Here is an 18,105-nt window from a genome sequence, read left to right as displayed (position 1 = left end):
CCGGGCCGGCGCGACGATGTCCTAGAGGATGTCAGTATGAGGATCAAAACAGGCCGGAGGCACCGGACGTGATGGCCTGCTGTGCCTGTGGCGAGGAGTCCAGGATCTGGTCCTGCGTCATGTATTCGCCGCCACCGATGACCTGGAAGACGTCGGCCGGGCCGGTGCCGGGCTTGAAGGCTTCGGTGATCGTATCCGGCTCGCCTTCCATGGCCATCATGCCCGTCTTGCGGTTGACAGCAACGAACTGCATGCCTTCCGGCACCAGGAATTTTTCAGCCGGCATATGCTTTGCCGCCGCTTCGATAAACTGACCGAAGATCGGCGCTGCAAGTCCGCCACCCGTGCTGCCGCGTCCGAGCGGCGCCGGTGTGTCGAAGCCGATATAAAGGCCGGCCACGATGTTCGGCGTGAAGCCGACGAACCAGGCGTCCTTCTCGTCATTGGTCGTTCCGGTCTTTCCGGCGACCGGGCGGTCGGTCAGATGGATCTTGCCGGCCGCGCTGCCGCGCTGCACGACGCCTTCCATCATCGAGGTGATCTGGTAGGCGGTCATCGGATCGAGAACCTGCTCGCGGTTGTCGGCCAGAACCGGCTCTTCCTGGTTCGCCCAGCTGTTGGCGTTGCAGCCTTCGCAGGTGCGCTCTTCATGGCGGAAAATGGTCTTGCCGTAACGATCCTGGATGCGGTCGATCACGGTCGGCTTGATCTGCTTGCCGCCGTTGGCGATGACCGCATAGGCGGATACCATCCGCATCACGGTCGTTTCGCCGGAACCGAGCGACATGGCGAGGACCGGCAGCATCTTGTCGTAGATGCCGAAGCGTTCGGCATATTCGGCCACGAGCTCCATGCCCATGTCCTGCGCCAGGCGGACAGTCATCTGGTTGCGAGACTTTTCGATACCGGTGCGCAGCGTTGCCGGGCCGTTGCCGTCCTTGTCGCCGTAGTTCGACGGGCGCCAGACCTGGCCCCCAGTGACAATCTCGATCGGCGCATCAAGCACAACCGATGCCGGGGTGTAGCCGTTGTCGAGCGCTGCAGAATAGACGAAGGGCTTGAACGACGAACCCGGCTGACGCATCGCCTGGGTGGCGCGGTTAAATTCCGACTGTGCATAGGAGAAGCCGCCGACCATGGCGAGAACGCGGCCGGTATTCGGGTCCATCGCGACAAAGCCGCCCTGTACCTTCGGAGGCTGACGCAGCCGGAAGGTCTTGGCTTCTTCATTGATCGGCTCGACATAGACGACGTCGCCCGGGCTCAGCACGCCATCGGGACCTTTCGCCGTCCGGCGAGAACCCTTGGCGTCGCGATAGGCCCATTTCATGGCGTCCGCGGGGATCGTTCCCGTCACGCGCTCTTCGGTCACTTTGCCGCCACCATCGGCAGCGGGACGCAAACCGATCTCGGCGGACTTGGCGGACGCGCTGATCACGACGGCAAGCTGCCATTCCGGGACATCGCGCAGGTCAGGCGCCTTGCCGTCGGTGATCGCCTTGGCAAGCGAGACACCCCAATCGGGTGAAATGTCGACCGTGGTCACCGGGCCCTGAAAACCGCGGCGTTCGTCGTAATCAAGAAGCCCGTTCTGCAGCGCGGCGCGCGCAGCAAGCTGAAGCTCGGGATTGATCGAGGTGCGGACGGACAGGCCACCTTCATAGAGCGACTTGTCGCCATAACGGCCAATGATCTGGCGACGCACCTCTTCGGAGAAATAGTCGGACGCGAACAGGTGCGTACCACTCCGGCGCTGCTTGACACCAAGCGGCTGGGTCTTGGCGTCGTCGGCGTCCATCTGTGTGATGTAGCCATTTTCGGCCATGCGATCGACAACCCAGTTGCGGCGATCAAGCGCTGCCTGCTGATGGCGGAAAGGATGATAGTTGTTGGGGCCCTTCGGCAGCGCCGCGAGATAGGCTGCTTCCGCCGTCGTCAGTTCCGTCACCGACTTGTCGAAATAGGTCAGCGCTGCACCGGCGATGCCATAGGAGTTAAGGCCGAAGAAGATCTCGTTGAGGTAGAGCTCGAGGATCTTGTCCTTCGAGTAGGCCTGTTCGATGCGGAACGACAGGATCGCTTCCTTGACCTTGCGGTCCATCGTCTGGTCTGCCGACAGAAGGAAGTTCTTTGCCACCTGCTGGGTGATCGTGGACGCACCTTCCGGACGACGGCCTGAGCCGAAGTTCTGGAGATTGTTCACAACCGCGCGGCCAAGGCCGAAGATATCGACGCCGGGGTGGTTGTAGAAATTCTTGTCTTCAGCAGACAGGAAGGCCGCCTTGACTCGGTCGGGGATAGCCTGGATGGGGAGGAACAAGCGACGCTCGCGCGCATATTCCGTGACCAGTGCACCGTTGCCGGCGTGGACACGTGTGGCAACCGGAGGCTCATAGGCAGCAAGGACCGCATAATCGGGCAAATCCTTGGATACACCATTCAAATAGATGGCAACCGCTGCAGCAACGCCCAGAAAAAGGACGCAGGCCATTCCAAAGAAGTATCCAATCAATCTGATCATGTCGAAGCTACCGTTCGGCTTTCGGGTTGCTGCGCAAGGCGCAACATCGCATGGTTCTCGGCGTTTTGCACGGTGATTACGCCAGCGCAAGGCGTCGAGGATAAAAGGCGCGTTATCCGCCCTGCCTCGTGCAGCAGGGTGTAACCGTCTGAATGTGCGTAAAATAGGGCTTCAACCAAGGTATTTCCGCAACTTAGCTTGTATACGGGGATATTCCCGGGCCGTTGTTGCACGTCAGCCACGCCGCATGCGACGCAGCACTCCCCTCACCCGCCGTTGGCGACAGAGTGACCGCGATACCGATCGACGGCTGCGGCAATCAGGTCTGCAATCCTGTTGCGCCAGTTCTGATCGAGCAGAAGTTTTTCGTCTTCCTGATTGGACAGAAAACCCAGTTCGAGCAGGACGGAGGGAATATCCGGCGCGCGCAGCACCTGGAAGCTTGCCTGCCGATGCGGGTTGTTGATAAGCCCGATCTGGCCCTCGAACGACTTGACGACATTGTCCGCCATGGCGATCGAGAAGGCCTGGGTCTCGCGCCGCGTCAGGTCGAGAAGGATATCCGCCACGTCCGACGGTCCGTTCTGAATGCTGTAGCCGGCGAGCTGGTCAGAAAAGTTTTCTCGCGCCGCAAGGTTTTCCGCCATCCGGTCCGATGCCTTGTCGGACAGGGTATAGACGGTGGCGCCGCGGATATCCTTTTGCGTCAGCGTATCGGCGTGAAGGGATATGAACAGGTCGGCGCGATGTTCACGGGCGGTCGCCACCCGCTCGGACAGCGAAAGAAACGTGTCGTCGTCACGCGTCAGAAATGCCTTCACGCCGGATAGCCGGTTCAGGCGCTCGGCAAGCGTCTTTGCGAAATCGAGGGTGATGACCTTTTCCTGCGTCTTCGTCTTCAGCGCAGTCGCACCGGCATCAATTCCGCCATGACCTGCATCAACCGCAACGGTGAAAACGCCGTCGTCGGCCATCAGTGGCGTCGGCTCCGAGTCAGTTTGCGTCGTGGCGCGCCAGTCCTGGCCTTTCAGGAGAACGGCAAATTCTTCCTTCGAGACGACCTCGGCATCGAGGACGAGGCGCCAGACGCCGTTCTCCCCCGGCCGAACATCCGCCGTCGAGAGCTTCACTGGCCGGTTGGTGGTCAGCACGATCCGGGCGCTCTGTTCATCCATGGTGCCGAAGCGGATATCCTTGAACAGACCGCGCGGCGATAGATCTTCGGGTGGAAAACCGAAGGCGGTCGCCGAGAGGTCGACAATCACGCGTTCGGGGCCGCCGACATAGTGCACTGAAAACTCAGGCTTCGATTCGAAGTCGATGACAATGCGGCTGCGTGCCGCGTCGCCGGCAATGCGGGCTCCGAATGCGAGGATCGGCTTCGTGGTTGCCGCCATCGCAGGCGCCAACGCTGCCCCAGCCAGCAACATGACCAAACCAAAAGCGATTCGCCTTACGACACCGGTTGCACCGGTCGCGAAATCGTATCTGGACGTCTCATGTGATACACGCAACGCACCCGTCGGTTTGCCCACCCTCACATAAGTCCCCTAACCTGACTTCGCACATTCGGAATGCAGCAACGGCAGCCGCTGCAGCCGCATGTTTTTAACATAGCAATTTCATGCAGATCGGATGCGAATCATCTCGTCCGCCCGTTGTTTTTGCATAGAATGGCAATTCGATCGACAATATGGCAAAGGCGGCTTTTCCCTTGCTATTGTGACAGATAAACCATACAACGCGAGCGAAGGTTGAAGTGTTGACGGGATAGTCTGCCGATAGGCTGCCAGCTGATAATGATCTGGCGCCATGGACCGACAGACATCCGCCGTCGCTACGCTTCATCCTGATACACGATCCGCCCGGCGGTGGCCGGAAACATATCGGGTGGCATGCCACCCACCGCTCCATCGAGCAAATCTCATTGGAGCAAATTCATCGGGCCCCGTTTGGGGCCTATGGTAAAGTCATTCTCGTTTGGTTTTTGATGGCGCGGCACAATTTTCAGAACCGGGAGAGATCAGGGACGCCTTTGGCTCCGTCTTCTTTCCGGTTGCCCGCACAATCCCACCCGACGGGATCCTTTTTATCCGGCGGAACGACCATTTCGCATGACAAGCCTGTTGTCGGGGAAATCCTCGCGGCAGGCTTTTGTGCATTTGCTCGGCGCCGAGGAGCAGAATTTACATGGCAGACAAAATGCTTATCGACGCGTCTCACGAAGAGGAGACGCGGGTAGTCGTTGTACGCGGCAACCGTATTGAAGAATTCGATTTTGAATCGGAACACAAGAAACAGATCCGGGGCAATATCTATCTGGCCAAAGTGACGCGCGTTGAGCCGTCGCTACAGGCCGCGTTCGTCGATTACGGTGGCAACCGCCACGGCTTCCTGGCTTTTGCGGAAATCCACCCCGACTATTACCAGATCCCGCTGGCCGACCGGCAGGCGCTGATGCAGCAGGAAGCTGAAGACCAGCGCCGCATTGCGGAAGCTGATTCGGCGGATCCTGGCGATCCGGTGGTCGATCTCTCCCAGCAGGACCAGCCGGATGTCGGCATCGTCCCTGTCAACGCCGTAGAAGAACCGGTTGAAGCTGCAGTTGAAGACGCCCCGGCTCCCGAGGACGCACCGGTTGCAGACGTGGTCGAGAAGAAGGCCAAGCCGAAGCGCACCCGCTCGCGCAAGAAGGTTGTCGAGCCGACTGCGGAAGATGCGCCAGCTACTGAAACTGTCTCCGAAGAAGAAGCGCCCTCCTCCGACGAAAACCCGTCTTCCGACGACGAGGGTTCAAAGCCCGGCGAGATGGCCGCAATGGTCGACACCGATTCGATTTCCGAGGATGCCGGTGGGCGTGGCGGGAACGACGACGATGATGATGGTGACGACGACGATCACCACGAGAAGGAAGAGATCGAATCCGTTGGCGCCGAAGACGCCATGGAAGAGGTTCCGGATCGCATCCAGCGCAAGCCGCGCAAGCAGTATCGCATCCAGGAAGTCATCAAGCGTCGCCAGATCCTGCTCGTGCAGGTCGCCAAGGAAGAGCGCGGCAACAAGGGCGCAGCTCTCACGACCTATCTGTCGCTCGCAGGCCGCTACTCGGTTCTGATGCCGAACACGGCACGTGGCGGCGGCATTTCCCGCAAGATCACCCAGCCGACCGACCGTAAGCGTCTGAAGGAAGTCGCTCGCGAGTTGGACGTGCCGCAGGGCATGGGCGTCATCCTGCGCACCGCCGGTGCCAACCGCACCCGCGTCGAAATCAAGCGCGACTTTGAATATCTGATGCGCCTCTGGGAGAACGTCCGTACGCTGACGCTCGCCTCGACCGCACCTTGCCTCGTTTACGAGGAAGGTTCGCTGATCAAGCGCTCGATCCGCGACCTCTATAATAAAGACATCAACGAGGTCATCGTCTCCGGCGAAGAAGGCTATCGTGAAGCAAAAGACTTCATGAAGATGCTGATGCCGAGCCACGCCAAGGTGGTTCAGCCCTACCGCGACCTTCACCCGATCTTTTCCCGTTCGGGCATCGAGGCACAGCTCGACCGCATGCTGCAGCCGCAGGTGACGCTGAAGTCGGGTGGCTATCTCATCATCAACCAGACCGAAGCTCTGGTTGCAGTCGACGTGAACTCCGGTCGTTCGACCCGCGAACATTCGATCGAAGACACAGCACTCCAGACGAACCTGGAAGCCGCCGAGGAAGTGGCTCGTCAGCTTCGCCTGCGCGACCTTGCCGGTCTGATCGTCATCGACTTCATCGACATGGAAGAAAAGCGCAACAACCGCGCTGTCGAGAAGAAGCTGAAGGATTGCCTCAAGAACGATCGCGCCCGCATCCAGGTCGGCCGTATCTCGCATTTCGGCCTGCTCGAAATGTCGCGCCAGCGTATCCGCGCATCGGTTCTCGAATCGACCACGCAGATCTGCTCGCATTGCGGCGGCACAGGTCATGTGCGCTCGCAGTCGTCGGTTGCGCTTCATGTTCTGCGCGGCGTCGAGGAATACCTGCTGAAAAACACCACACACGACATCACCGTGCGGACCACGCCTGACATCGCGCTGTTCCTGCTGAACCACAAGCGCGGCAGCGTGGTGGATTACGAGAACCGCTTCGGTGTGTCGATCTTCATCGAATCCGACGTCACCATCGGTTCGAACCACTTTGCAATCGATCGCGGCGAAGCCGTCGAGAACCCGGTCAAGATCGAAAGCCTGATGCAGTTTGCCGCGATCCCCGTTGAGGACGAGGACGACGACATCATCATCGAGGTTGATGAAGAGGAAGAAGACGAGGAGATCGTCGCTGCCGCGCCTGCCGCCAAGCAGGACCGCGAGCGGACCGAAGGCGATGATCAGAACGGCCGCAAGCGCAAGCGTCGCCGGCGTCGTCGCAACCGCAACGGCGAGAAGAATGGCGAAGGCCAGACGCTCGACGCGGCAAGCGATGCCGAATCGGGTGCCGATGACGAAGACGATGAAGACGGCGACGAGAACGAAGCAGTTGCTGCCGACGGAACTGCGCCTGTCGCAGACGGCGACGACTCGGATGAGAACTCGCGCCGCAAGCGCCGTCGTCGCGGGAAGCGTGGCGGACGTCGCAACCGGACCGAAGACGGTCAGGAGCTGAACGCGTCCGACGACGAGACCGAAACCGCAGACGCTGGTGACGGTTCCGAAGCCGGTCCGGCCGAGACGGTCGCTGCTGACGCGGGTGCTGATGTCGGTTCTGAAACCGAAGCTGCGCCAGTTGACGTTGCTGCAGCGCCGGTCGAGCCTGCGCCCAAGCCACGCCGTTCGCGCCGTGGCAAGGCGTCTTCCAAGACGGAAGAGGTTTCGTCCGAAGTTGAGGCTGTTGCCGAACCTGATGCCGTCGTCGAGACTGCTGCCGAAGCTCCGGCTCCTGCCCCGGTCGAACTTCCGGTGGAAGCTCCGGTCGCAGCGATCGTGGAACAGGTCGATGCAGCCCTTGGTGAACAAGCACCTGCGGAAGCTCCGGAGGCCGCTGACGCATCACCTGTCGCAGAAGCCCAGCCGGTAGAAGAAGCCGCGCCGGTTGCAGAACCTGCTCCACAGGCTGTCGCTGCCGACGAGGCCGACGACTCGAAGCCTGCCCGCGCGAACCGCGCCTCCAACATCTCTTCGTCCAGCGAAGCGGTGGTGAAGAGCTCCGATCCTGCCAAGGCAGCGACGGAGACCGACGGCGAGCCGGCCAAGCCCAAAAAGGGCGGCTGGTGGCAGAAGCGCGGCTTCTTTTGAGCCGTAGCCCATCCTAGATTTTCAAACGGCCGCGTCTGACGCGGCCGTTTTTTTGTCTGCAGCACATCCTCAGAAAATGATTCAAGTCGCTTGCTGATTGATTCCGGAAACGGATCCAAAGCACTGATTGCAAGTGCTTTTTGTACCGCCTGCCCTTCGGAGTCGGCCACTGTTGCGCAGTCCCGGGCACCCCTGCCGTTTTTACTCTATCGCCTCGCGCCACGCTGGCTTAGTTTTGGCGCAAACAGACATGATGGTGCGGCGTTTCGCGCGAAGCCACGCCCAACAGACCGACGAGGAAACGAATGACCCGCCTTCTCAACCCGATACTGAAGACGCTTGCTGCCGGTTCGATGCTGGCCGCAACGGCGTTTGCCGTTCCGGCCTTTGCCCTGGATGACCAGCAGAAGAAGGAGATGGGCGAATTCATCCGGGAATATCTTATCCAGAACCCGGAAGTGATGATCGAGGTCCAGAACGCGCTGGAGGCCAAGCAGCAGAACCAGCGCGTCGACCAGTCCACCAAGGCGGTCGCGGCCAACAAGGAGGCGATCTTTGCCTCCCCCACCGACATCACGCTTGGCAATCCGAAGGGCGACGTCACGGTCGTTGAATTCTTCGATTACAATTGCGGCTACTGCAAGCATGCGCTGGCCGACATGGACACCATTCTCAAGAAGGACAAGAACGTCCGCTTCGTGCTGAAGGAATTCCCGATCCTCGGCCCGGACTCGATTGCCGCGCACAAGGTTGCCAATGCGGTGCGTCTGGTCGCCCCGACAAAGTATGCCGAGTTCCACCGCACGCTGCTCGGCAGCCGCGAGCACGCGTCCGAAGAGACCGCGCTCTCTGTCGCCACCGCGCTTGGGATCGACGGAGCAGCACTGCGGAAGTCGATGAAGGACAATCCCAACGACGATCTCGTACGCCAGGCCTATCAGTTGGCCACCGCGATCGGCATCACCGGCACACCGACTTATGTTGTCGGAGACGAGGCCGTGTTCGGTGCTGTTGGCCTCGATACGATCGAGGAAAAGGTCGCCAATGTGCGCGCTTGCGGAAAGGCCAGCTGCTGACGGCTTAGATTTCGAGCGAGATGCTGCATTCTTGCCCGTTCGCCGGTGGATGCATGGCGTTTAGGCGCGTCAGGGGCTTTCCCTTGCCGTCCCAGCGGTTTATACGTGGCCGCTGAATTCTGGGTGGAACAAATAGTTATCTCGATGAGCAAACCGATTTTCGTCCTCAACGGTCCCAACCTCAACATGTTGGGAAAACGCGAACCTGGCATCTACGGCGGCAAGACCTTGGCCGATGTCGAGCAGGAATGTGCGGCCGTTGCTGCCGAACTCGGACTGACTGTCGAGTTTCGCCAGAGCAATCACGAGGGCGTGCTCATTGATTGGATGCATGAGGCCGGCGAGCGGGCTTCCGCTGTCGCCATCAATGCCGGCGCCTTTACCCATACCTCGATCGCCCTTCACGATGCGATCAAGGCCATTTCCGTACCGGTGGTGGAACTTCATATCTCGAATGTGCATGCGCGGGAGGAATTCCGCCACCATTCCATGATTGCACCGGCCTGCAAGGGCATCATCTGCGGGTTCGGCACGCAGAGCTACGTGCTCGCGCTGCACGCCTTGAAGACCACCATCGCCTGACAACATAACAAAACAGTAGGGTTTGCCATGTCTGAGAAGAAAGCCGGTATCGACAAGGGACTGATCCGCGATCTCGCGAACATCCTCAACGACACCGATCTCACCGAGATCGAAGTTGAGCAGGATGACCTGCGCATCCGTGTTTCACGCGCAGGCACTCCCCAGTACGTTCAGGCTCCGATTGCAGCCGCGCCTGCCCTCGCGGCCGCCCCTGCCGCCGCTGCAGCACCCGCTGCCGTAGCCGGCCCGGACCTAAAGAACGCGCTCACCGCTCCGATGGTTGGCACCGTCTACCTTGCACCTGCTCCCGGTTCACGCAACTTCGTAGAAGTCGGCGCGACCGTGAAGGAAGGCCAGACCCTCGTCATCATCGAAGCCATGAAGACGATGAACCAGATCCCCTCGCCGAAGTCCGGCAAGGTTACGGAAATCCTGGTCACAGACGGGCAGCCTGTCGAATATGGCCAGCCGCTCGTCATCATCGAGTAAGGCGATCTCATGATCTCGAAAATCCTCATAGCCAACCGCGGCGAGATTGCACTTCGCGTCCTTCGCGCCTGCAAGGAACTCGGCATCGCGACCGTCGCCGTTCACTCGACGGCCGATTCGGATGCGATGCATGTGCGCCTCGCCGACGAGAGCGTCTGCATCGGCCCGCCGCCTTCGCGTGACAGCTATCTGAACATCCACCAGATTGTTGCCGCCTGCGAGATCACCGGTGCCGACGCCGTTCATCCCGGTTACGGCTTCCTGTCCGAGAACGCCAAGTTCGCAGACATTCTGGAAGCACACGGCATCACCTTCATTGGACCGACCGCCGAGCACATCCGCCTGATGGGCGACAAGATCACTGCCAAGAAGACAGCAGTGGAGCTTGGCATTCCGGTCGTTCCCGGTTCGCTCGGCGAAGTTCTGCCTGAGAACGCGCTCGAAATTGCCCGCGAAATCGGTTTCCCGGTGCTGATCAAGGCGACCGCCGGCGGCGGTGGCCGCGGCATGAAGGTGGCAAAGACCGAGGCCGAGCTCGAGGAGGCCGTGTCCACGGCCCGTTCCGAAGCGCTCGCAGCTTTCGGCAACGATGCCGTCTACATGGAAAAGTATCTCGGCAAGCCGCGGCATATCGAGATCCAGGTCGTCGGTGATGGCGAAGGCAATGCCATTCATCTGGGTGAACGCGACTGCTCGCTGCAGCGCCGCCACCAGAAGGTCTGGGAAGAAGCCAATTCGCCGGCCCTCGATGTCGAACAGCGCATGAAGATCGGCCAGATCTGCGCCGACGCCATGAAGAAGATGAAGTATCGCGGCGCCGGTACGGTCGAATTCCTCTACGAAAACGGCGAGTTCTATTTCATCGAAATGAACACCCGTCTTCAGGTCGAGCATCCGATCACCGAAGCGATCACCAATATCGACCTGGTGCACGAGCAGATCCGTGTTGCCTCCGGAAACGGCCTGTCCGTGACGCAGGAAGAGATCCAGTTCCAGGGTCATGCGATCGAGTGCCGCATCAATGCCGAGGATCCACGGACCTTCGTTCCGTCGCCTGGCACGATCACGCATTTCCATGCTCCCGGCGGTCTCGGCGTTCGCGTCGATTCGGGTGCCTATGCCGGCTACAAGATCCCGCCTTACTATGACAGCCTCATCGGCAAACTCATCGTGCATGGACGCACCCGCGCCGAATGCATGATGCGCCTTCGCCGCGTGCTGGATGAGTTCGTCGTGGATGGTATCAAGACCACGCTTCCCCTCTTCCAGGAACTGGTGGACAATCCGGATATCTTGAGCGGCAATTACGATATTCACTGGCTGGAAAACCATCTGGCCGGCGACAAGTCTCACTAGACGCTACCTACCGGATCAACACGATCCGTTAGCGGTTCATAAGATGCTGTCGACCATTCCGCGCCAGATGAGGCGCGGAATGCGATGGCCGGATCAAGGAGACCGATGGCAGGGCGTCGTGGCAAATATTACCCGGCAATAACCCCGGAAATTCTGTTGCGAGCCTATTCCATCGGGCTTTTCCCGATGGCGGAAGCCGCCGATGATCCTGAGATATTCTGGGTCGATCCCGAGATGCGGGGCATCCTGCCGCTCGACGCTTTCCACGTCTCCAAGAGCCTGCAGAAAACGGTCCGCAAAAAGCCTTTCGACATCCGTTTCGACACAGACTTCGAGGGCGTCATCGCGCTCTGCGCGCAACCGGCCGATGACCGGCCGAGTACCTGGATCAACGAGACGATCCGCAAACTCTACCGCGAACTCCACCACATGGGCCATGCCCATAGTGTCGAGGCTTACGATGGCGATGAACTCGTTGGCGGGCTTTACGGCGTTTCGCTTGGCGCTGCTTTCTTCGGCGAGAGCATGTTTTCGCGCCGCACCGACGCGTCCAAGATCTGCCTCGTGCATCTGGTGGAACGGATGAAGGCCAAGGGGTTCGTGCTGCTCGATACGCAGTTCACGACAGAACACCTGAAGACCTTCGGGGCGATCGACGTTCCGAAGGATGACTATCTCAAGCTGCTGCATGCGGCAGTCAACTCGCCGCATCTCGAATTTTGATCTGCCAGAAATCGTGAGCTTCAGTTGGTCGCGCGGGCGGGTGCCGGCACGTCGGAAGTCTGCTTGCAGCCTGTCAGCCAGACGTCATAGATTGGGTGCTCGACGGCGTTGAGGCCGGGGCTGTCCGCAAACATCCAACCGGTGAAGATGCGGCGGATCTTGCGGTCGAGTGTGATCTCGTCGACTTCGATAAACCCGTCGATCTTTTGGGCTTCCGTTTCGTCTCGGGAATAGCAGACCTTCGGCGTCACCTGAAGCGCGCCATACTGCACCGTCTCGTTGAGATAGACGTCGAATGTGGTGATGCGGCCGGTGATCTTGTCGATGCCGTTGAAGACGGCAACCGGATTTTCGATCCGCGCAGCCGAGGCATTTCCCCCTGTCAGAACCGAGACGACGGCCAGAAAGACGCCAATCGATCGTGTGCGTGGGGAAAGCTTGGTACGTGTCATTATTGGTCCCGTCTCGAAAAGGCGTCCTTGGAATGCCCGATCGAGGACTAGTTGTGGAATATGGCCAAAACAGGTGCCAGTCAGGCTCAGTTGCCGGGCGTCCAGGCGTCATAGTCGCCGGTGACGCGAGGACGTTCACCATTGGCCGACAGAGAACCCTGAGGCCGGTATGCAAGCGGCGATCCGGTGAGGTTCGGCTTGTGCGACTTCTGCCATTCGCGCGCCTTGTAATCCTCCTGCGACGGAGGCGTATCGGTGCGGTAATGCATCCAGCCGTGCCAGCCTGGCGGGATCGCGGAGGCTTCGGCGTAATCCTTGTAGATCACCCAGCGCTTCGGCTTACCCCAGGAGGTCATCGGGCCTTCGAAATAGACGTTGCCCAACTCATCGTCGCCCACCTTCTTGCCATGGCGCCAGGTAAAGAAACGCGTGCCCATGGTTTGGCCGTTCCACCAGGTGAAGATCTGCAGCAGGAGATTTTTCATGGGCTTGTCCATAGGATTGGCAAACAGGTGACCAGTCGAACTGGCTCCACCGCTTATGCCGCCAGACAGCGGTGATGTCCAGCATTTCCGAGATGTAGACCTCTATTTGAACTTCATCTTGAAGCCCGCATGGCTCTTGGCAAAACCCAGCCGCTCGTAGAAGCGATGGGCATCCGTGCGAGCCGCGTTGGACGTCAGTTGCACGAGGCGGCAGTCGCGCCGCTTTGCCTCTTCGATCGCGTAACCGATCATCTGAGCGCCGATGCCCTGCCCGCGCATGTCGGGTCTCGTCTGTACGGCTTCGATGATCATCGACAGCGAGCCGCGGCCGGTCAGCGTTCGGTTGAACAGGATCTGGAACGTGCCGACAACGTCGCCGTCCCGCTCGGCAACGAAAAGCTGCTCGTTCTGGGAGGCATCGATCATGTTGAAGGCGCGCAGGTAATCGTCGTAGGCGTCTGCGTCAGTCGTATCGCCGTGACCACCGACATCGTCAGCGGCAAACATTGCGATCAGTTGGGAGAGGTCCGATTCGCGAGCCCTGCGAATGATGATGCCGTCCATGTCACCCTCCCGTATCTGAGCCGTCTAAAGCGACTGGAGCCGCTTTTCCATGATGATCGCCGGCAGGCCGGAGTTCGGCGCGCCCCATTCCTCCATGCGGTCGACTTCGGCAAAGCCGAGCCGCTGGTAGAAGGAGGCGGCACGCACATTCGGCAGCGACACCTCGACCCGCATGATTTCCGCATCCGGAAAGCAGGTCTCGATTTCGGCAAACAGATCCCTGCCGATGCCGTCATTCTGGCAGGCTGGCGCGACGTAGAGCTGATGCAGCATCACCGTCTTTGCCATTTTTGGATACACGGCGGCGTAAGCGATGCCGCCGATCTTGCTTCCATCGTCGGCGACGAGAAACTCGCCATCCTTCTTGATCAGCCTAGTGCGGATCGCGACCGGCGAATGCCAGTTGCGCACCATCTTCTCGACGGCGTCTGCACCGTAGAACGGGTCGTAGGACTGATGAAACGTCTCGGCGAGAAGGACGCGGATCTTCTCCACGTCCTCGTCGCCCGCTGTGCGAATGAAGTAGACCAACAGGTTAGTCCTCGATGCCCAGCTTGGCCTTGACCAGGGCCTGGACGGCCTGCGGATTAGCCTTGCCGCCGGTCGACTTCATCACCTGTCCCACGAACCAGCCGGCAAGCGTCGGCTTGGCCAGAACCTTGGCGACCTGATCGGGATTGGCGGCGATGATGTCGTCCACGGCTTTTTCAATGGCGCCGGTATCGGTGACCTGCTTCATACCGCGGCTCTCGACGATGTCCGCCGGGTCACCGCCTTCGGAAAAGACGATCTCGAACAGGTCCTTGGCGATCTTGCCGGAGATGACTTCCGACTTGATCAGATCGATGATGCCGCCAAGCTGGGCGGGAGAAACCGGAGTCTCTTCAATGCCTTTGCCCGCTTTGTTCAAGGCGCCCAGCAAGTCGTTGATGACCCAGTTGGCCGCCATCTTGCCGTCGCGGCCCTCAGCCACGGCTTCGTAATAGTCGGCGATGGCCTTCTCGGAAACCAGAACCGAGGCGTCATAGATCGAAAGGCCAAGTTCAGCCACGAAGCGGGCCTTCTTGTCGTCAGGCAGTTCCGGCAGGTCCTTGGCGAGCTCTGCGACGAACGCGTCGTCGAAGACGAGCGGCAGCAGGTCCGGATCCGGGAAATAGCGATAGTCGTGCGCGTCTTCCTTGGAGCGCATCGACCGCGTTTCGCCCTTGCCCGGATCAAACAGGCGGGTCTCCTGATCGATCGAGCCGCCGTCCTCGAGGATGGCGATCTGGCGACGGGCTTCGTATTCGATCGACTGGCCGATGAAGCGGATCGAGTTGACGTTCTTTATTTCGCAGCGCGTGCCGAAACCTTCGCCCGGACGACGCACGGACACGTTGACGTCGGCGCGCATCGAGCCCTCGTCCATGTTGCCGTCGCACGTGCCGAGATAGCGCACGATCGAGCGCAGCTTGGTCATGTAGGCCTTTGCCTCGTCGGACGAACGCATGTCCGGCTTCGACACGATCTCCATCAGAGCGACGCCTGACCGGTTGAGGTCGACATAGGACATGGTCGGATGCTGGTCATGCATCGACTTGCCGGCATCCTGTTCCAGATGCAGGCGCTCGATGCCGATCTCGATATCCTCGAACTGACCCTGACGGTCGGGACCGAGCGAGATGACGATCTGGCCTTCGCCGACGATCGGATCCTTGAACTGCGAGATCTGGTAGCCCTGCGGAAGGTCGGGATAGAAATAGTTCTTGCGGTCGAAGATCGAACGATTGTTGATCTGCGCCTTCAGGCCAAGCCCGGTGCGGACAGCCTGGCGTACGCATTCCTCGTTGATCACGGGCAGCATGCCGGGCATTGCCGCATCGACCAGCGAGACGTTGGCATTGGCGGGCTTGCCGAACTCGGTCGAAGCGCCGGAGAACAGTTTCGAATTGGAGAGAACCTGGGCGTGCACCTCCATGCCGATGATCACTTCCCAATCGCCAGTGGCGCCGGGAATGAAGCGTTTCGGATCGGGCGTGCGGACGTCAACTAGGGTCATCTTATGCTCGTTCGGGCTTAGTTTCGAAGTGCTTTGTGGGTAGAGCAAATGTTGGCGAGGTGCAAGCGTAGGCCAAGGCTTGCCGGGTGAAACATCTGATACCGCCGAGGATGAATCTTAACCGGAGCGCAGTTAGCTGGGGTTCATGACCCTCAACCTTGCGCTAACACTTCTCGTTCTCTGCATCCTCTTCAATGCAGTGGTCTTTTCCGTCTACTGGATCGACAAGCGGGCCGCCAGGAATGGACGCTGGCGGGTCAGCGAAACCACCCTCCTCCTGCTCGCATTTGCCGGCGGAAGTCTCGGTGCTGTGGCGGCCCAGCGCATGTTGCGTCACAAGACGCACAAGGAGCCGTTCAGGACCATCCTTGCAGCCATCGTCACGCTACATATCTGCGTGAGCATCGTGCTGATCCTTGCGGTGTCCGGAATGCTCGCATCGATCTGGACGCTGCTCGTCGGCGTTTAAAAATTCGGGCCGTAGGTGCCCGGATCGTCGGATACGAGTTGCTTGGACAGTCCCATGGACTGGATGTCGCGATCGATCTTCGGCTGATAGGCGCTCGAAAGCCAATGGACGCTGTATCCCTGCTTTTCGAAGAAACCGACTGCCCCGTCGTTCTGCGCATGGGTCTCGACCCGCGCCTTATCGAACCCGCGACGAACGATATCGGCCTCGATATCGGCGAGCAGCGCCTTGCCGAGCCCCTGCCCCTCAAACTGCGGATCGATCCAGAAGTCGGTGATCAGGTCGTCGCGATTCTCGCAGGCCGCCCAGCCGGCGACCGTGCCGTGCGCCTCGATCACGAGAATCGTCAGCCAGGACGAGGAAACGAAGTCGCGAAATGCGGCAAGCGCACTTTCGCGCATGCTGGACGGATCGCCAACGGCGCCCATCGCTTTTTCCCAGCTGAGCAAGCCGATCTGAACTAGCGCGGCTTCGTCGTCCTGGCGTGCGTTGCGGATGAGTGGCATGGCGTCCCCTGTTTCAGGAACAGTAGATCATCGGCCGGCGATTCGGGCTAGCATCGCATTGGGTGGGGCAGAGGCCGGACAGCCGCTACCACCATTTCGCAGGCGTGAACTTGCCTGCCGCCTGTTCGATCACATGCGCTGTGCGGAACAGGGTTTCCTCATCGAACGGCTTGCCGATCAGCTGCAGGCCAAGCGGCAGGCCCTTCTTGTCGAGACCGGCAGGTACGGCGATGCCGGGAAGGCCGGCCATGTTGACCGTGACGGTGAAGATGTCGTTCAGGTACATTGCGACCGGATCGGCAGCGAGTGCCTCATCGGCGATGCCGAAGGCCGATGACGGCGTTGCTGGTGTCAGGATGGCGTCGACACCGGCATGGAAGCAGAGTTCGAAATCGCGCTTGATCAGCGTCCGGACTTTTTGCGCCTGCAGGTAGTAGGCGTCGTAATAGCCGGCTGACAGGACGTAGGTGCCGATCATGATGCGGCGCTTGACCTCGGTGCCGAAGCCGGCAGCACGGGTCTTCTCGTACATGTCGGAAATGTCCTTGCCATCGACGCGCAGGCCGTAGCGAACGCCGTCATAGCGGGCAAGGTTGGACGAGGCTTCGGCAGGCGCCACGATGTAATAGGCGGGCAGCGCGTATTTTGTGTGCGGCAGCGAGATATCGACGATCTCGGCACCGGCATCCTTTAGGTAGGCAATGCCCTTCTGCCACAAGGCTTCGATGTCTTCAGGCATGCCCTCGACGCGGTATTCCTTCGGAATGCCGATCTTCATGCCCTTGACCGACTGGCCGAGCGCTTTCTCGTAATCCGGAATTGGCAGGTCGACCGAGGTCGTGTCCTTGCGGTCGACGCTTGCCATCGACTTCAGCATGATGGCGGCATCGCGCACGTCACGCGCAATCGGGCCGGCCTGATCGAGCGAGGATGCAAACGCGACAGTGCCCCAGCGCGAGCAGCGGCCATAGGTGGGCTTGATGCCGACGGTGCCGGTAAAGGCAGCGGGCTGGCGGATCGAGCCGCCGGTATCGGTTGCAGTCGCGCCGGCGCAGAGATGCGCGGCAACGGCAGCGGCAGAACCACCGGAGGAGCCGCCCGGGACCAGCTGAGTGTTCGAACCTTCGGCTTTCCAGGGATTGACCACCGGTCCGTAATGCGAGGTCTCGTTGGAGGAGCCCATGGCGAACTCGTCCATGTTGAGCTTGCCGAGCATGACGGCGCCGTCATCCCACAGGTTCTGAGTGACGGTCGATTCGTATTCGGGCTTGAACCCGTCGAGTATATGGCTGCAGGCCTGGGTGTGGACGCCCTTGGTGGCAAACAGATCCTTGATGCCGAGCGGAATACCTTCGAGCGCCCCAACTTGACCCGAAGCGCGACGGGCATCGGAGGCCTTCGCCATCTCCAGCGCCATCTCGGGCGTAACGGTGATGTAGGCGTTAAGGACGGAATTTGCAGCGTCGATGGCGCCGAGATAGGCGTTCGTCAGATCGACGGAAGTGAATTCCTTCGATGCCAGTTTGTCGCGGGCTTCGGCAATGGTCAGGCTGGTCAGGTCGGTCATGATTTTTCG

General features: G+C 60.2%; 16 protein-coding genes. 7 read left to right on the top strand and 9 right to left on the bottom strand.

Annotated elements, in window-relative coordinates:
- Positions 1-43: 43 nt before the first annotated feature.
- Complete coding sequence (locus tag BLW69_RS11585; RefSeq protein WP_062453182.1) at positions 44-2,521, bottom strand: penicillin-binding protein 1A; 2,478 nt, start codon at positions 2,519-2,521, stop codon at positions 44-46.
- A 266-nt stretch (positions 2,522-2,787) separates the two neighbouring features.
- Positions 2,788-3,951, bottom strand: coding sequence for an N-acetylmuramoyl-L-alanine amidase (locus BLW69_RS11580; RefSeq protein ID WP_092662029.1), 1,164 nt, complete (start codon positions 3,949-3,951; stop codon positions 2,788-2,790).
- A 760-nt stretch (positions 3,952-4,711) separates the two neighbouring features.
- Between BLW69_RS11580 and BLW69_RS11575 the strand changes: the two genes are divergently transcribed.
- The 6 genes from BLW69_RS11575 to aat all read left to right on the top strand — a co-directional run bounded on the left by BLW69_RS11575 (position 4,712) and on the right by aat (position 12,015).
- Positions 4,712-7,789 carry a ribonuclease E/G gene (locus BLW69_RS11575; RefSeq protein ID WP_092662027.1) on the top strand — a complete coding sequence of 1,026 codons (3,078 nt, stop codon included), beginning with the start codon at positions 4,712-4,714 and terminating at the stop codon, positions 7,787-7,789.
- Positions 7,790-8,142: 353 nt separating this feature from the next.
- The gene (locus BLW69_RS11570) at positions 8,143-8,865 is read left to right on the top strand and encodes a DsbA family protein (protein WP_244474034.1); all 723 of its coding nucleotides are present in this window, start codon (positions 8,143-8,145) and stop codon (positions 8,863-8,865) included.
- 144 nt (positions 8,866-9,009) lie between these two features.
- Positions 9,010-9,447 (top strand): type II 3-dehydroquinate dehydratase, encoded by a 438-nt coding sequence (gene aroQ, locus BLW69_RS11565; RefSeq protein WP_062580067.1) that lies wholly within the window; start codon positions 9,010-9,012, stop codon positions 9,445-9,447.
- A 27-nt stretch (positions 9,448-9,474) separates the two neighbouring features.
- Positions 9,475-9,936 carry an acetyl-CoA carboxylase biotin carboxyl carrier protein gene (gene accB, locus BLW69_RS11560; RefSeq protein WP_062453187.1) on the top strand — a complete coding sequence of 154 codons (462 nt, stop codon included), beginning with the start codon at positions 9,475-9,477 and terminating at the stop codon, positions 9,934-9,936.
- Between the two features lie 9 nt (positions 9,937-9,945).
- Positions 9,946-11,292: an acetyl-CoA carboxylase biotin carboxylase subunit gene (accC, locus tag BLW69_RS11555; RefSeq protein ID WP_092662025.1), complete on the top strand. Its 1,347-nt coding sequence runs from the start codon at positions 9,946-9,948 to the stop codon at positions 11,290-11,292.
- A gap of 105 nt (positions 11,293-11,397) precedes the next feature.
- Positions 11,398-12,015 carry a leucyl/phenylalanyl-tRNA--protein transferase gene (gene aat / locus BLW69_RS11550; RefSeq protein WP_092662023.1) on the top strand — a complete coding sequence of 206 codons (618 nt, stop codon included), beginning with the start codon at positions 11,398-11,400 and terminating at the stop codon, positions 12,013-12,015.
- 20 nt (positions 12,016-12,035) lie between these two features.
- On the opposite strand, the gene BLW69_RS11545 is transcribed toward aat, so the two are convergent.
- The 5 genes from BLW69_RS11545 to gatB all read right to left on the bottom strand — a co-directional run bounded on the left by BLW69_RS11545 (position 12,036) and on the right by gatB (position 15,554).
- The gene (locus BLW69_RS11545; protein WP_062453190.1) at positions 12,036-12,467 is read right to left on the bottom strand and encodes a DUF2155 domain-containing protein; all 432 of its coding nucleotides are present in this window, start codon (positions 12,465-12,467) and stop codon (positions 12,036-12,038) included.
- A gap of 86 nt (positions 12,468-12,553) precedes the next feature.
- Complete coding sequence (locus BLW69_RS11540) at positions 12,554-12,952, bottom strand: NADH:ubiquinone oxidoreductase subunit NDUFA12 (protein WP_062454718.1); 399 nt, start codon at positions 12,950-12,952, stop codon at positions 12,554-12,556.
- 102 nt (positions 12,953-13,054) lie between these two features.
- Positions 13,055-13,516 (bottom strand): GNAT family N-acetyltransferase, encoded by a 462-nt coding sequence (locus BLW69_RS11535; RefSeq protein WP_062580061.1) that lies wholly within the window; start codon positions 13,514-13,516, stop codon positions 13,055-13,057.
- A gap of 24 nt (positions 13,517-13,540) precedes the next feature.
- The gene (locus tag BLW69_RS11530; protein WP_062453192.1) at positions 13,541-14,047 is read right to left on the bottom strand and encodes a GNAT family N-acetyltransferase; all 507 of its coding nucleotides are present in this window, start codon (positions 14,045-14,047) and stop codon (positions 13,541-13,543) included.
- Positions 14,048-14,051: 4 nt separating this feature from the next.
- Complete coding sequence (gene gatB / locus BLW69_RS11525; RefSeq protein WP_062453193.1) at positions 14,052-15,554, bottom strand: Asp-tRNA(Asn)/Glu-tRNA(Gln) amidotransferase subunit GatB; 1,503 nt, start codon at positions 15,552-15,554, stop codon at positions 14,052-14,054.
- Positions 15,555-15,699: 145 nt separating this feature from the next.
- On the opposite strand from gatB, the gene BLW69_RS11520 reads away from it, so the two are divergent.
- On the top strand, positions 15,700-16,023 hold the full coding sequence (locus BLW69_RS11520) for a DUF1294 domain-containing protein (protein WP_092662021.1): 324 nt from the start codon (positions 15,700-15,702) through the stop codon (positions 16,021-16,023).
- Here BLW69_RS11520 and BLW69_RS11515 read toward each other — a convergent pair.
- Positions 16,020-16,529, bottom strand: a complete 510-nt coding sequence (locus BLW69_RS11515) for a GNAT family N-acetyltransferase (RefSeq protein ID WP_092662019.1) — start codon at positions 16,527-16,529, stop codon at positions 16,020-16,022. The two genes, BLW69_RS11520 and BLW69_RS11515, sit on opposite strands and share 4 nt — an antisense overlap.
- An 85-nt stretch (positions 16,530-16,614) precedes the next feature.
- On the bottom strand, positions 16,615-18,096 hold the full coding sequence (gene gatA, locus BLW69_RS11510) for an Asp-tRNA(Asn)/Glu-tRNA(Gln) amidotransferase subunit GatA (protein WP_062453196.1): 1,482 nt from the start codon (positions 18,094-18,096) through the stop codon (positions 16,615-16,617).
- Between the last annotated feature and the right edge of the window lie 9 nt (positions 18,097-18,105).

The sequence above is a fragment of the Rhizobium sp. NFR12 genome (genome assembly GCF_900108545.1).
In the GTDB taxonomy this organism is placed as follows: Bacteria; Pseudomonadota; Alphaproteobacteria; order Rhizobiales; family Rhizobiaceae; genus Neorhizobium; species Neorhizobium soli.
Note: the sequence above shows the minus strand (reverse complement) of the source record. Positions and strands in the feature narration are given on the sequence as shown.